Origin of the sequence: Paenirhodobacter hankyongi (assembly GCF_003664585.1) — a bacterium.
Taxonomy (GTDB): domain Bacteria; phylum Pseudomonadota; class Alphaproteobacteria; order Rhodobacterales; family Rhodobacteraceae; genus Rhodobacter; species Rhodobacter hankyongi.
The window spans coordinates 302,309-315,766 of record NZ_RCHI01000001.1; the positions used below are offsets into that span (position 1 = coordinate 302,309).

The window sequence follows — 13,458 nt, forward strand, 5'->3', positions numbered from 1 at the left end:
CTTCGCCTCCCTCGCGAAGTTAAAGCATCAGTATGCGCCGCCATCTTTAAGAAACGTCTAACAGCGAAGGTCCGAGATGACAGAACTTCCCCATGCGCAGGCCGTAGTGCCGAAGGGCCAGTGGCAGGGCGCGGCCGATCACGTCGCGCTGGACTACGAAGGCCGTTTCCTGCGCCGCAAGCGGCTGGTGTCGGCGGGGGGGATCGCCTTCCTTGTCGACCTGCCCGAGGTGGTGAACCTGACCGGCGGCGAGGCGTTCCGGCTTGATGACGGGCGGCTGGTCGAGGTGCGTTGCGGGCTCGAGCCGGTGCTGAGCATCTCGGGCGATCTGGCGCGCCTTGCGTGGCACATCGGCAACCGCCATACGCCGTGCCAGATCGAGCCCACGCGGCTGGTGATCCGCGCCGATCACGTGCTCGAGGCGATGCTGCGCCAGCTTGGCGCGCGGGTCACCGCGACGGTCGAGCCCTTCGCCCCCGAGGGCGGCGCCTATGGCATGGGCCGGACGATGGGCCATGACCACGGCCATGCGCACGGGGCGGGGCATTCGCACGGGCCGGGGCAGTTCCATGTCCACCCCTGAGGCGCTTGGCCTGCTCAGTCTCGTGCAATGGCTGTCGCCGGCCTTCCCGACCGGCGCCTTCGCCTATAGTCACGGGCTTGAACAGGCGGTGGCGGAGGGCGACGTGCGCGACGCGCCGGCGCTGGCGGACTGGCTTGCCGACATCCTCGCCCATGGCGCGGGCTGGAACGACGCGGTGCTTCTGGCCTGCGCGCTGCGCGGCGAGGATCTGGCGCCGCTCGCCGATCTGGCCCGCGCGCTGGCCGGCAGTGCCGAGCGGCTGCATGAGACCGAGGCGCAGGGCGCGGCCTTCACCCGGGCGCAGGCCGAGATGACCGGCGCGCCGCTCGAGCCCCTGCCGCTGCCGCTTGCGGTGGCCCGTGCGGCGCGCGGCCTGGCCCTGCCGGCCGGGCAAGTGATTGCACTTTTCCAACATTCCTTCGCCTCGAACCTGGTCTCGGCGGGGGTCAGATTTGTCCCTTTGGGACAATCGGCGGGGCAGGCGGTGCTGGCCGGCCTGCACCCGATGATCGCTGCGCTCGCCGCCCGCGCAGTCACGGCCACGCGCGCCGATCTGGCGAGCGCGGCCTTCCGCGCCGAGCTGCAGGCGGCGGCGCATGAAACGCTTGACGTGAGGATCTTCAAGACATGACGAACGGACCGCTTCGCGTCGGTATCGGGGGCCCGGTGGGCGTGGGCAAGACCACGCTGACCGAACAGCTGTGCCGCGCCCTGGCCGGCCGCTGCTCGATGGCGGTGGTGACGAATGACATCTACACCCGCGAGGATGCCGAGGCGCTGATGCGCGCGCAGGTGCTGCCGGCCGAGCGCATCCGCGGCGTCGAGACCGGCGGCTGCCCGCATACCGCGATCCGCGAGGATGCCTCGATCAACCTCGCCGCCATCGCCGAGCTGAATGCGGCCTTCCCGGACCTCGACCTCGTGCTGATCGAGTCGGGCGGCGACAACCTTGCCGCCACCTTCAGCCCGGAACTGGCCGATCTGACGATCTATGTGATCGACACCGCGGCGGGGCAGGACATCCCGCGCAAGCGCGGTCCGGGGGTGACCCGCTCGGACCTGCTGGTGGTGAACAAGACCGACCTTGCGCCCTATGTCGGCGTCGATCCGGTGCTGCTTGAATCCGACACGCAGCGCGCCCGCGGCGCCCGGCCCTATGTCATGGCGCAGCTGCGCCAGGGCCGGGGCATCGCCGAGATCGTCGCCTTCCTCGAGCGCGAAGGGGGGCTCGAACTGGCGGCGATTCCGACCTGATTGGCAGAAAAACCGACAAATTGATCAAAATGGTGCCCGGGCGTTGCGCGACGCCCGGGCATTCGCCCAATTTTTGGCCGTAATTCACGAATTCGTGCCGGGGGCGTGATCCTCCCGTGCGCCGCCGCTTGCCGCAGCGCGGCGTGCTGCGCTCTGCTGTCCTCAGCGGCACCGGAACCGGGCCGCGCCGCCGCAACCGGCGGCCGACAATCTGCCCGCGCATCGAACGACGGGCCGGAACAGGGGGATTTTCACGATGATGCGGTTTGGGACGCGGTTTGGGACGCTGATGGCGGGCGCGGCGCTGGCCACGCTGTTCGCGGCGGGCGGTGCGCTCGCCGAGGGCGACACGATCAAGGTCGGCGTGCTGCATTCGCTGTCGGGCACGATGGCGATCTCGGAGACGACGCTGAAGGACACCGTCCTGATGCTGATCGACGAACAGAACAAGAAGGGCGGCCTTCTGGGCAAGAAGATCGAGCCGGTGGTGGTCGACCCGGCCTCCGACTGGCCGCTGTTCGCCGAGAAGGCGCGCGAGCTGATCACCGTCGACAAGGTGGATGTGATCTTCGGCTGCTGGACCTCGGTCAGCCGCAAGTCGGTGCTGCCGGTGCTCGAGGAGCTGAACGGGCTGCTGTTCTACCCGGTGCAATACGAGGGCGAGGAAAGCTCCTACAACGTCTTCTACACCGGCGCCGCGCCGAACCAGCAGGCGATCCCGGCGGTGGACTATTTCCTGAACGAGCTCGGCGTGCAGAAATTCGCGCTGCTTGGCACCGACTATGTCTATCCGCGCACCACGAACAACATCCTGACCGCCTATCTGAAGTCGAAGGGCATCGCCGAGAGCGACATCTTCGTCAACTACACCCCCTTCGGGCAGTCGGACTGGTCGAAGATCGTGGCTGACGTCAAGGCGCTTGGCGCCGACGGCAAGAAGGTGGGCGTGATCTCGACGATCAACGGCGACGCGAACATCGGCTTCTACAAGGAACTCGCGGCCTCGGGGATCACCGCCGAGGACATCCCCGTCGTCGCCTTCTCGGTGGGCGAGGAGGAGCTTTCGGGTCTGGGCGAGGGCGATCTGAAGAACCTCGTCGGCCAGCTGGCCGCCTGGAACTACTTTGAGAGCGCCGACACGCCCGAGAACAAGGCTTTCATCGAGGGCTGGCACAAGTATACCGGCAACGACAAGCGCGTCACCAACGACCCGATGGAGGCCACCTATATCGGCTTCAACATGTGGGTGAACGCGGTGACCGAGGCCGGCACCACCAATGTCGACAAGGTCGAGGATGCGATGATCGGGCAGAAATTCCCGAACCTCACCGGCACCACGGCCGAGATGCTGCCGAACCACCACCTGACGAAGCCGGTGCTGATCGGCGAGATTCAGGCCGACGGCCAGTTCGACATCATCTCGCAGACCGACCCGGTGCCGGGCGATGCCTGGACCGACTTCCTGCCCGAATCCGCCGTGCTCTCGTCGGACTGGAAGACGCTCAAATGCGGCATGTACAACACCGACACCAAGACCTGCGTTCAGTTGAAGTCGAATTACTGATCGGCTTCGGCACCCAGGAGGGGGCGTTCGCGCCCCCTCCGACGACCCTTGCAGGGAAACCGAGATGCGCAAATTCCTTCTGGCGCTGAGTGCCTCGCTGTGCCTCGCGCTGCCCGCGCCCGCGCAGGAAAGCGCTGCCCCCGCTCCATCCGAAACGACGATTGCCGCGCCGGCCCTCACCGGCCTCGCCGCAGTGATCGCCGGGAATGCCGAGGCGATCGCCAGGCCCTCGCGCCAGACCATCGGGCCTGTTGTGGCGGCGATCGTGGCCGCAGGGGAGGGCGCGCCCGGCTTCCTCGCCGCCTGGGCCGACAAGCGGCTGGGGCAACGCAAGTCCGACGGGGCGATCTTCGTGGTCGAGAAGCAGGGCGCCGATTATGCGCTGAGCGACCCGGTCAGCGGCGCCCTGGCCGGCACCGCGGCGAAAGCCGAGATCGCCGAGATCAAGCCGAATTCCGGCGTGCGCGGGCTGATCGCCGGTGCGCTGGTGCAGTTCCAGCTCTCCGACCCCGACCCGGCCCAGCGTCGCGCCGCGCTCGAGGCGCTGGCCCGCGAGGGCGGGGCCGAGCATCTCGCCCCGCTCGCCGCCGCGATCTCGGGCGAAAGCGACCCGGTGATCCGGGCGCAGAAGGAGCGCCTGCTCGGCCTTCTGACCATCCGCTTCGGCGCGACGCCCGCCGCGCGCGTTGCCGCGATCGAAGGGTTCGGCGCCGATATGGGGCTTGATTTCCGTGCGGCGCTGAACCCGATCCGCGCCACCGCGCGCGCGGCCTTCGACGGCGCCCCTGCGGGCAATGTGGCGAAAGAGCTGCGCCCGGGGCAAGGCGGCTTCACCGCCGAGGAAGCCTATGCGCTGCTTGTCGCCCAGGGGCTCGCGCCGAAACGGCTCACCCGCGCCGACCTGCGCGCCGCGCTCGAGGCGCATGTGGAGAACGGCGCGGTCGGCGGCGTGCCGCTGGCCGCGCTCGACGACCCGGCAAAGCGCGACGCCGCCTATACCGCGCTTGAAGCGGCCGGGGCCGTTCCCGCCGCCGCCACCGATGACGAGGTCGCAAACGCCGTCGCCGCACACCGCTATGCCGAGATCTACGCCGAGCCCGAGGCCGCCGTCACCACGGCCGCCGCCGCGGCGCTGCAATCGGTCTCGCTCAAGGTCGACGCGATGCAGGGGATCGACCTCGGCCTCGACGCACTGTCGCTCGCCTCGATCTATTTCCTCGCGGCGATCGGCCTTGCCATCACCTTCGGCGTGATGGGCGTCATCAACATGGCGCATGGCGAGTTCATCACCATGGGCGCCTACACCGGCTATGTCGTGCAGCTCTGGATCCACGATTACACCGCCTCGATCCTCGTGGCCCTTCCCCTCGCCTTCGCCGTCACCTTCACCGCCGGCGTGGCGATGGAGCGGCTGGTGATCCGCCATCTCTACAAGCGCCCGCTGGAAACGCTTCTGGCCACCTTCGGCATCTCGATCGCGCTGCAGCAGCTCTTCAAGAACATCTTCGGCACCCAGGCCCGGCCGCTCACCGCGCCCGACTGGCTGGACGGGGCCTGGGTGCTGAACGACATCGTCGGCATCTCCTATATCCGCATCGCGATCTTCGTGCTGGCGCTGGTCTTCCTCGGCCTCTACCTCTTCGTGATGAAGCGCACCCGGCTCGGCCTCGAGGTCCGCGCGGTGACGCAGAACCCCTCGATGGCGGCCTCGATGGGGATCAACCCCGACCGTATCAACATGCTGGCCTTCGGGCTCGGCTCGGGCATCGCGGGCATCGCGGGGGTGGCCATCGGCCTCTTCGCCAAGGTCACCTCGGAACTCGGCTCCGATTACATCGTGCAGAGCTTCATGACCGTGGTCGTCGGCGGCGTCGGCAATATCTGGGGCACGCTCGCGGGCGCGACGCTGGTCGGCTTCCTGCAAAAGGGGATCGAGGCGCTGAACCCCTCGAACACGCTGGCCGCGCAGACCTACATGATCCTCTTCATCATCATCTTCATCCAGTTCCGGCCGCGGGGCATCATCGCCCTCAAGGGCCGCGCGGCGGGGGATTGAGCATGACCCGGCACGCATCCCTCGCTCTGCATTCATCTTGCCCGAAATACCTCGGGGGGCCCGGGGGGCTGGCCCCCCGGCACGCCGCCGCAATCCCGGAGGCCCGGAGATGAAACCCGGCTTTCTCGCAAAGAACCCCTCGGTTCTCGCCTTCCTCGCACTGCTTGCGCTCTTCACCCTCGCGGTGACGCTGCTTTCGACCGCCTATGGGGCCGAGATCGTCTCGACCTCGATGGTCAAGACGCTGGGCAAGACGCTCTGCCTGTGCCTCATCGCAATCGCGATGGATCTGGTCTGGGGCTATACCGGCATCCTCAGCCTCGGCCATTTCGCCTTCTTCGGGCTTGGCGGCTACATGATCGGCATGTGGCTGATGGTCGCCCGCACCCGCGAGATCGTGCTCGCCTCGGCTGCGGGCGTGCTGCCGATGACGCCGCAGGAGCTGAGCGACGCGATCGCCACGCAGATCTTCGGCGTCGTGGGCTCCTCCGAGCTGCCGGCGATCTGGCATTTCGCCGGATCGCTGCCGATGCAGCTCCTGTTCGTCGTGCTGGTGCCGGGGCTCCTCGCCTTCCTCTTCGGCTGGCTCGCGTTTCGCTCGCGCGTCACCGGCGTCTATCTCTCGATCCTGACCCAGGCGATGACGCTCGCGCTGTCGCTGTATCTCTTCCAGAACGACTCGGGGCTGCGCGGCAACAACGGGCTCTCGGGGCTGCAGAACATCCCCGGCCTTGCCGCCGATCAGGATCACCTGTCGGTGTGGTTTCTCTGGGCCTCGGCCGTGGCGCTCGGGCTCGGCTATCTGCTCGCCAGCTTCGTCACCTCGGGCAAGTTCGGCTCGGTGATGCGTGGCATCCGCGACGACGAGGCGCGGGTGCGCTTCCTCGGCTATTCGGTCGAGAGCTACAAGCTCTTCGTCTTCACCCTGACCGCGGTGATCGCCGCGATCGCCGGCGCGCTCTACTACCCGCAGGCGGGCATCATCAACCCGGCCGAGATGGCGCCGATCGCCTCGATCTATCTTGCGGTCTGGGTGGCGATCGGGGGCAGGGGGCGGCTTTACGGGGCGGTGATGGGCGCGGCCTTCGTCTCGCTCGTCTCGACCTGGTTCACCGGCGGGCGCGCGCCCGACCTGACCCTCGGGATCTACACGGTGAAATGGGTCGACTGGTGGCAGGTGCTCTTGGGCCTCAGCTTCGTCCTTGTCACGCTCTTCGCGCCGAAGGGGCTCTCGGGGCTTGTCGACCTGCTTGCCGGGCTGCGGACACCCTGGCGTGGCGGCACCCCGCTCGGCCCCGATGACGGCTCGCTGCGCGAAGAGGAGGCGGTGGAATGAAGGCGCTGCTCGAGGTCTCCGGCATCTCCGTCTCCTTCGACGGTTTCCGCGCGATCAACAACCTGTCCTTCTCGATCGGCCCGGCCGAGCTGCGCGCGGTGATCGGCCCGAACGGGGCGGGCAAGACCACCTTCATGGACATCGTCACCGGCAAGACCCGCCCCGACGAGGGCCGCGTGCTCTGGGGCGAGAAATCGGTCAACCTGCTGCGGATGAACGAGGCCCAGATCGCCCGCGCCGGCATCGGCCGCAAGTTCCAGCGCCCGACGGTGTTCGAGGACCAGTCGGTGGCCGAGAACCTGATGATGGCGCTGAAGGCGGCGCGCGCGCCGTGGAAGGTGCTGGTCTGGCGCCCGCGCCCGGCCGATCACGCCCGTGTCGCGGCGCTGGCGGCGCAGGTCGGGCTTGCCGATAGTCTGACGCGGAAATCCGGGGAATTGTCGCACGGTCAGAAACAATGGCTCGAGATCGGCATGCTGCTCGCGCAGGAACCCCGGCTTTTGCTGGTCGACGAGCCCGCGGCCGGGATGACCTTGGCCGAGCGCGAGCAGACCACCGCGCTGCTGGTCGATCTGGCGAAGACCCGCGCCGTGGTGGTGGTCGAACACGACATGGATTTCGTGCGCCGGCTGAACTGCCGGGTCACCGTGCTGCATGAGGGATCGGTGCTCGCCGAGGGCTCGCTCGATCACGTCACCGCCGACCGGCAGGTCATCGAAGTCTATCTGGGGCGCTGAAGATGCTGGAAACCAAGGGGCTTACCCTTCACTACGGCGGGTCGCAGATCCTTTACGGCATCGACATGGTGGCGAAGGCGGGCGAGGTGACCTGCATCATGGGCACCAATGGCGTGGGCAAGACCTCGCTCCTGAAGGCGATCTCGGGCACCCATCCGCGCTCGGGCGGCACGCTTGTCCTTGATGGCGAGGAGGTGCCGCGGGTCCCGCCGCAGGGCATGGCGCGGCGCGGACTTGGCTATGTGCCGCAGGGGCGGATGATCTTCCCGCTGCTCACCGTGCGCGAGAACATGGAAACCGCCTTCGCGGTGCTGCCGAAATCCGAACGCTTCATCCCCGACGAGATCTATGATCTGTTTCCGATCCTGAAGGAATTCCTGCATCGGCGCGGCGGCGATCTGTCCGGCGGGCAGCAGCAGCAGCTGGCGATTGCGCGGGCGATGCTGATGAAGCCGAAGATCCTGCTGCTCGACGAGCCGACCGAAGGGATCCAGCCCAACATCATCCAGCAGATCGGCCGCGTCATCGCCTATCTGCGCGCGCGCGGCGATATCGCGATCATCCTGGTCGAGCAGTATTTCGACTTCGCCCATGACCTCGGCGACCGCTTCTATGTGCTCAAGCGCGGCACGGTGGCGATGGAGGGCACGAAGGTGTCGCTCACCCGCGAGGCGCTGCGCGAGGTGGTGAGCGTGTGAGGGCAGCGCCCCCTGTCTGTTCAGCGCACGCCAAGCCCCGCCCGCATCAGCGTCTTGCGCACCGGCTTGAGCGAATAGAGCGCGCCCAGAACCCCCGCGCGCAGGTCGCGCAACGGTTGCGGCGCGACCATCGAGGCGCGGTTGAGGAAGTCGATGCCGATCTCGCGCGCCTTCACCTCGGGCCAGCGCCGGCGGTTATAGGCGGCAAGCATCGCCGGTTCGCCGAGATGCGCCGGGTCCTTCTCGGCCAGCCGCAGCAGGCAGGTCAGATCGGCAAGCGACATGTTCAGCCCCTGCGCCCCGATCGGCGGGATCACATGCGCGGCCTCGGCAATGAGCGCGACGCGCTCGGCCGCGAAGCGCGCGGCGATCTGCGTCATCATCGGCCAGACCGAGCGGCGGGTGACGAGGGTGAGCGGGCCCAGAAGCCCGGTCGAGCGCGCGTTCATCGCCGCCTCGAACTCCGGCACCGGCAGGGCGGCCAGACGCTCGGCCTCGGCGCCGCGTTCCATCCAGACGATGGCCGAGCTGTGCAGCCCGTCGCGGTCGGGCAGCGGGATCAGGGTGAAGGGGCCGCCCGAGCGGTGGATCTCGGTCGAGACGTCATTGTGCGGCAGCGGGTGGGTCACGGCGAAGGCGAGCGCCTTCTGGCCATAGCGGGTGGTCTTCACCGGGATGCCCGCGGCCTCGCGGATGAAGGAGTTGCGGCCATCGGCGGCCACCACCAGCTTCGCGCGCACCCGGCTGCCGTCCGACAGCGTCACCTCGGCCCCGCTTTCGCGGGTGACGAGGCCGGTCGTGGCGACGCCCGGGCGGAAATCGACGAGCGGCAGTTCGGCGAGCCGCGCCACCATCTCGCGCCGCAAGAGCCAGTTCGGGAAGTTCCAGCCGAAGGGCTCGTCCGACAGATCGGCGGCGTCGAAATCGCGGGTGAGGCGGGCGACGGGCTCGGCCCCGCCCGCGTCGATGATGCGCATGATCTGCAGGGGGGCCGCATAGGGGGCGAGCCGCGCCCAGAGCCCCGCGCCCTCGAGCACGGCGCGCGAGGGGTGCAGGAAGGCGGTGGTGCGCATGTCGGCGCCGGCCTCGCCCTCGGCGGTGACGGGGGGCTGCGGGTCGACGCAGATCGTGGTGAAACCGGCCGCCCCGAAGGCCGCCGCGGCGGTCAGGCCGGCGACACCGCCGCCCGAGATCAGGATGTCGGTCGTGCGCAGGGTCTGTTGCTCCATCTCGGGCCTCCGTTTCAGCGCGCCCAAGATGCCCCGGCGGGCGGCGCGTTGCAATCGGGTGCGGCGATCGGTCCGCGCCGCGGAAGCGAACGGCCTCGCACACAAGCAGAAACGGCCCGGAGCCGGAGGCTCGGGCCGTGTGCGGCGTGCCGTGCCGTGCCGGCTCAGCCGCCCGCGGTCATCACCACGAGGAAGGCCAGCATGATCCAGGTGGCCACAACGGCCCAGAGGATCAGCCCGCCAAGGCCCATGAAGGCGACGAGGCCAACGGCGATGCCGATGATCACGAGCGCCAGAAGGTACATCTGGGCGGAATTGTCTTTGGTGTCCGCGTGCTTGGCGGTCATGGCAGAATCTCCCTTGGCTGTCTCCCTGACAGTCCGGTCTGCATAGCGGCTGGCGCCGCGCATGGGAACCGCGCCACGTTGTCGCAGGGGCGAAATGGCTCAGCTGTGACGCGGATGCCGCAGCGCGGCAAGGAATCCCGTCAGGTCGTTGGTGTGGTGCTGGATATGCGGCCCGGAGGCGGGGTCGGGGGCCACGTGGACGGTCTGCATCCCCATCGCATGGGGGGCGGCCAGGTTGCGCGGGTCATCCTCGAACATCGCGGCCTGCGGCGGGCGGATGCCGGCCTTGGCAAAGACCGTCTCGAAGGCCTGCGGCTCGGGCTTGGGGTGGAACTCGGCATCCTCGACGCCGAACACCCCGTCGAAAAGCCCGCTCAGCCCGCGCGCGTCGAGCACCCGCTGCGCATAGGGGGCCGAGCCGTTGGTGAAGACGATCTTGCGCCCGGGCAGGTCGTCGATGGCGCTGCGCAGCGCCGGGTCGGGGCTGAGCGAGTCGAAGGAGATGTCGTGCACCTCGGCCAGATAGGGCATCGGGTCGAGCCCGTGCTCGTGCATCAGCCCGGCCAGCGTGGTGCCGTAGAGCCGCCAGTAATGGTCGCGCAGCCGGTTCGCCTCGCCGCGGTCGACGCCGAGCGCGCGCATGACATATTCGGTCATCTTCACCTCGATCTGGGCGAAGAGACGGGCCTCGGGAGGGTACAGGGTGTTGTCGAGGTCGAACACCCAGTCGGTGACATGTGCGAAATCTGCGGCTGACATGGCGCGGACCCTATCCCGGCCGTCGGGCAGGGGAAAGGGGGAGGGATCCTTTTGTCGGCTTGTCAGGCGGCGGCTGCGCTCCTAAGTCTTGTGCGCAACCGAGAGAGGGCCAATGCAGAAAGACGCTTACACGCTGATCCTCGAGGCGATCGACGCCGGGGTCTACCGTCCGGGTGACCGGCTGGTGGAATCGGAACTCGCCGAGCGGTTCGGCGTATCGCGCACGCCCGTGCGCGAGGCGCTGCAACGGCTCGAGACGCAATCCATGCTGGCGCGCGACGGCCGCTCGCTGATCGTCGCCTCGCTCGATCACAACCAGCTGGCCGAGCTTTACGTCGTGCGCTCGGAACTCGAGGCGCTGGCGGCGGCGCTCGCCGCCAAGCATGCCGCGCCCGAGGAGGTGCGGGTGCTGCAGGAGATGGTCGACGAGGACCGCGCCCGCACCCGCAATCCGATTGCCCTGTCGCAGGCGAACAAGCGCTTCCACCGGCAGATCCATCTGGCCTCGCACAACCGCTATCTGGTGCAGCAGCTCGACCTCGTGCACCGCTCGATGGCGCTTCTGGCGACCACATCGCTGGCGGCCGAGGGGCGGGGCGAGACGGCGCTGGCCGAACACCAGGCGATCGTGGACGCGATCCGCAAGGGCGACGAGGAGGGGGCCGCGGCGGCGCTGCGGGCGCATATCTCGAAGGCCTTCGAGACGCGGCTGAAGCTCGATGCCCAGGGCGGGCACAAGGGCGCGGTCGAGGGGCGCTAGTCGATCTGCGGTGCCCGCGGCGGGCGGGCGGGCTCGGCGGTTGCCGGAGCGAGGGCCGGGGCGGGTGTTGCCGGCGCCGCGACGCCGTGCAGCGCGTCGAACAGCCCGTGCGCGGTCTTGTCCCAGTAGAAGGGCCGGGTGACGACCTCGTAGATCGCCTTCCAGCCGGCGAGCGCGCCGAGCGGGAAATAGAAGTGCAGCGTTGGCACCCAGGGCAGCAGGTGGCGATGGCGGGGGCCGCGTACCGCCCAGATCCCGACCGCGAGATTGACGATCTCGGCCAGCGAGAAGAGGGCCTGCAGCGCCGTTTCGCTTCCGGCCGAGAGCAGGTCGCGCACCGGGTGCCACAAGCCGAGGAAGATGAGCCAGCAGCTCCACAGCACCGGCGCCAGCAGGTATTGCGAGAGCGCGCCGAGGAACATCACCTGCAGGCCGAGAAAGCGCCAGGCGCCCAGCTCGCGCCACAGCTGTCCGGGCGTGCGCATGTGCACCCCCCAAGTCATCGCATAGCCCTTGAGCCAGCGCGAGCGCTGCTTGACCCAGGGCAGGGGGCGGCAGTTCGCCTCTTCGCGGGTGACGGTGGCGAGCAGTTCGGTGCGCAGGCCGCGCCGCGCGAGGCGGATGCCCAGATCGGCATCCTCGGTGACGTTGAAAGCATCCCAGGCGCCGACCGCCTCAAGGAGGTCGCGGCGGAAGAACAGCGTGGTGCCACCCAGCGGCACGGCCAGGCCGAGCCGCGCGACGCCGGGCAGCACGGCGCGAAACCAGACCGCATATTCCACGGTGAAACAGCGCGCGAGCCAGTTCGTGCGCGGGTTGTAGTAATCGAGCACCCCCTGCAGGCAGGCGACGTCGGGCGGGGCCTCGGCAAAGCGGCGGGCCGCGGCGTGGAGCTGGTCGGGATCTGGCATGTCCTCGGCATCCCAGACCCCGACGATCGAGCCGCGGCAGAAGTTCAGCGCAAAGTTCAGAGCCCGCGGCTTCGTCCGGATCGGCCCATCGGGGACGGTGACGACCCGCAGCCAGCGCGGCAGCGTCGCGCCGGCCAGCGCGTCACGCGTCGTCCAGTCCCCTTCCTCGACCACCAGCAGCACGTCGAGCAGCTCGCGCGGGTAGGTCAGGCGGCCGAGCCGGTCGACCAGGCGCTCGGCAATATCGTGCTCGCGAAACAGCGGCACCATCATCGAGATCACCGGCAGGCGGATCGGCGCCGTGACCTGCGCCGGCGGCAGGGTCGTCGCCAGGCGGTGCAGCTCGGCGAGCCAGGCCAGCAGCTTGAGCGCCATGGTCAGCACGAGTGTGGCGATGGCCCAGGCGAACAGCACGGCGAAGACGGCCATCGGCGCCAGCAGCAGACCGAGCGCGATCCCGGCCATCGCCCCGAGCGCAAGTCGCGCGGCGCGCTCGCCGTCGTGGCTGCGGCAGCTTTCGGTGGCGGCGACGCGGCATTCGGCGCGGCGGATCAGGGCCGTCTGGCGGCGCGAAAGCAGCGCGTCATGCACCGCCCGCTCGGGGGCGAGAACCATCCGGTAGGGGGCGAACTCGACGGGCAGGGCGCCGCGCAGGCGGGTGAACTCCTCGGGCCGCGCGGTGGCGATCACCGTGGTCGCGCCGATCCGCCGCCACGGCACCATCGCCTCCTTCAGGCACAGCTCGGGGCCGAGGGCGTCGATCAGCCGCGGGTCGGGCGGTTCGGCGGCCAGATCGACGCGCGCGGCCTGCCATTGCTCGGCCAGTGCCGCCATCAGCGCCGCCTCGCTCACCCAGCCATGCGTCAGCAGGATGTCCCCCAGCCGGACGTCCTCGCGCTCGCGCAGGGCAAGGGCCGTGGTCAGGTCGCCCGGCGTGACCGCGCCGTGATCGAGCAGGATCCGGCCGAGCGGTCGGCGTCCGCTGACCGGGCGGGGCGTGCGTGCGCGGCGCGCGGTGATGCCGACGCGCCCGCTGGCGGCAAGCCCGGCAAGCCCCGGGGTGCCGTCCGCCGCCGCTCCGTCGATCCGGCCCCCCTCGTCCGAGATCATGCCGCCCCCGCTGCGCTGGTGTTGCGGAAACAGGATTCCAGAGCGAGGTTAACGCAAGGTTAATCTGGTTCCCGGCGCCGGGGCTGGGCGGAAACGAAAAGGGGCGGCCCGGTG

At 69.1% G+C, this 13,458-nt stretch carries 13 protein-coding genes; 9 read left to right on the top strand and 4 right to left on the bottom strand.

Translation table 11 applies throughout. The features are described from left to right. Positions 1-76 precede the first annotated feature (76 nt). The 8 genes from DYS74_RS01415 to urtE all read left to right on the top strand — a co-directional run bounded on the left by DYS74_RS01415 (position 77) and on the right by urtE (position 8,228). Positions 77-583 carry an urease accessory protein UreE gene (locus DYS74_RS01415; protein ID WP_121530370.1) on the top strand — a complete coding sequence of 169 codons (507 nt, stop codon included), beginning with the start codon at positions 77-79 and terminating at the stop codon, positions 581-583. Further along, entirely contained in the window at positions 570-1,214 is a 645-nt protein-coding gene (locus DYS74_RS01420) for an urease accessory protein UreF (protein ID WP_121530371.1), read from the top strand. The genes DYS74_RS01415 and DYS74_RS01420 overlap by 14 nt, the downstream gene beginning before the upstream one ends. Further along, positions 1,211-1,837, top strand: a complete 627-nt coding sequence (ureG, locus tag DYS74_RS01425; protein WP_121530372.1) for an urease accessory protein UreG — start codon at positions 1,211-1,213, stop codon at positions 1,835-1,837. The genes DYS74_RS01420 and ureG overlap by 4 nt, the downstream gene beginning before the upstream one ends. A 256-nt stretch (positions 1,838-2,093) precedes the next feature. Continuing rightward, positions 2,094-3,401, top strand: a complete 1,308-nt coding sequence (urtA, locus tag DYS74_RS01430) for an urea ABC transporter substrate-binding protein (protein WP_394342929.1) — start codon at positions 2,094-2,096, stop codon at positions 3,399-3,401. Positions 3,402-3,465: 64 nt separating this feature from the next. Then, a complete protein-coding gene (urtB, locus tag DYS74_RS01435) occupies positions 3,466-5,457 on the top strand; it encodes an urea ABC transporter permease subunit UrtB (RefSeq protein ID WP_121530373.1) in 1,992 nt (663 codons plus the stop codon). Between the two features lie 109 nt (positions 5,458-5,566). Continuing rightward, entirely contained in the window at positions 5,567-6,793 is a 1,227-nt protein-coding gene (gene urtC / locus DYS74_RS01440) for an urea ABC transporter permease subunit UrtC (protein ID WP_121530374.1), read from the top strand. Next, entirely contained in the window at positions 6,790-7,530 is a 741-nt protein-coding gene (urtD, locus tag DYS74_RS01445; protein WP_121530375.1) for an urea ABC transporter ATP-binding protein UrtD, read from the top strand. The genes urtC and urtD overlap by 4 nt, the downstream gene beginning before the upstream one ends. Before the next feature lie 2 nt (positions 7,531-7,532). After that, on the top strand, positions 7,533-8,228 hold the full coding sequence (urtE, locus tag DYS74_RS01450; protein WP_121530376.1) for an urea ABC transporter ATP-binding subunit UrtE: 696 nt from the start codon (positions 7,533-7,535) through the stop codon (positions 8,226-8,228). Between the two features lie 20 nt (positions 8,229-8,248). Here urtE and DYS74_RS01455 read toward each other — a convergent pair whose 3' ends face one another. The 3 genes from DYS74_RS01455 to DYS74_RS01465 all read right to left on the bottom strand — a co-directional run bounded on the left by DYS74_RS01455 (position 8,249) and on the right by DYS74_RS01465 (position 10,563). Beyond that, complete coding sequence (locus DYS74_RS01455) at positions 8,249-9,457, bottom strand: UbiH/UbiF family hydroxylase (protein ID WP_121530377.1); 1,209 nt, start codon at positions 9,455-9,457, stop codon at positions 8,249-8,251. Positions 9,458-9,621: 164 nt separating this feature from the next. Continuing rightward, positions 9,622-9,804, bottom strand: a complete 183-nt coding sequence (locus DYS74_RS01460; protein WP_121530378.1) for a hypothetical protein — start codon at positions 9,802-9,804, stop codon at positions 9,622-9,624. 99 nt (positions 9,805-9,903) lie between these two features. Then, positions 9,904-10,563 (bottom strand): pyrimidine 5'-nucleotidase, encoded by a 660-nt coding sequence (locus DYS74_RS01465; RefSeq protein WP_121530379.1) that lies wholly within the window; start codon positions 10,561-10,563, stop codon positions 9,904-9,906. A gap of 112 nt (positions 10,564-10,675) precedes the next feature. Between DYS74_RS01465 and DYS74_RS01470 the strand changes: the two genes are divergently transcribed. Continuing rightward, positions 10,676-11,323 (top strand): GntR family transcriptional regulator, encoded by a 648-nt coding sequence (locus DYS74_RS01470; RefSeq protein ID WP_121530380.1) that lies wholly within the window; start codon positions 10,676-10,678, stop codon positions 11,321-11,323. Here DYS74_RS01470 and DYS74_RS01475 read toward each other — a convergent pair. After that, complete coding sequence (locus tag DYS74_RS01475; RefSeq protein ID WP_121530381.1) at positions 11,320-13,344, bottom strand: glycosyltransferase; 2,025 nt, start codon at positions 13,342-13,344, stop codon at positions 11,320-11,322. The genes DYS74_RS01470 and DYS74_RS01475 overlap by 4 nt on opposite strands. Positions 13,345-13,458 lie beyond the last annotated feature (114 nt).

Coding starts and splice junctions, on each gene's coding strand:
- DYS74_RS01415 (WP_121530370.1), top strand. CDS start 77: ATGACAGAACTTCCCCATGCGCAGGCCGTAGTGCCGAAGGGCCAGTGG.
- DYS74_RS01420 (WP_121530371.1), top strand. CDS start 570: ATGTCCACCCCTGAGGCGCTTGGCCTGCTCAGTCTCGTGCAATGGCTG.
- ureG (WP_121530372.1), top strand. CDS start 1,211: ATGACGAACGGACCGCTTCGCGTCGGTATCGGGGGCCCGGTGGGCGTG.
- urtA (WP_394342929.1), top strand. CDS start 2,094: ATGATGCGGTTTGGGACGCGGTTTGGGACGCTGATGGCGGGCGCGGCG.
- urtB (WP_121530373.1), top strand. CDS start 3,466: ATGCGCAAATTCCTTCTGGCGCTGAGTGCCTCGCTGTGCCTCGCGCTG.
- urtC (WP_121530374.1), top strand. CDS start 5,567: ATGAAACCCGGCTTTCTCGCAAAGAACCCCTCGGTTCTCGCCTTCCTC.
- urtD (WP_121530375.1), top strand. CDS start 6,790: ATGAAGGCGCTGCTCGAGGTCTCCGGCATCTCCGTCTCCTTCGACGGT.
- urtE (WP_121530376.1), top strand. CDS start 7,533: ATGCTGGAAACCAAGGGGCTTACCCTTCACTACGGCGGGTCGCAGATC.
- DYS74_RS01455 (WP_121530377.1), bottom strand. CDS start 9,457: ATGGAGCAACAGACCCTGCGCACGACCGACATCCTGATCTCGGGCGGC.
- DYS74_RS01460 (WP_121530378.1), bottom strand. CDS start 9,804: ATGACCGCCAAGCACGCGGACACCAAAGACAATTCCGCCCAGATGTAC.
- DYS74_RS01465 (WP_121530379.1), bottom strand. CDS start 10,563: ATGTCAGCCGCAGATTTCGCACATGTCACCGACTGGGTGTTCGACCTC.
- DYS74_RS01470 (WP_121530380.1), top strand. CDS start 10,676: ATGCAGAAAGACGCTTACACGCTGATCCTCGAGGCGATCGACGCCGGG.
- DYS74_RS01475 (WP_121530381.1), bottom strand. CDS start 13,344: ATGATCTCGGACGAGGGGGGCCGGATCGACGGAGCGGCGGCGGACGGC.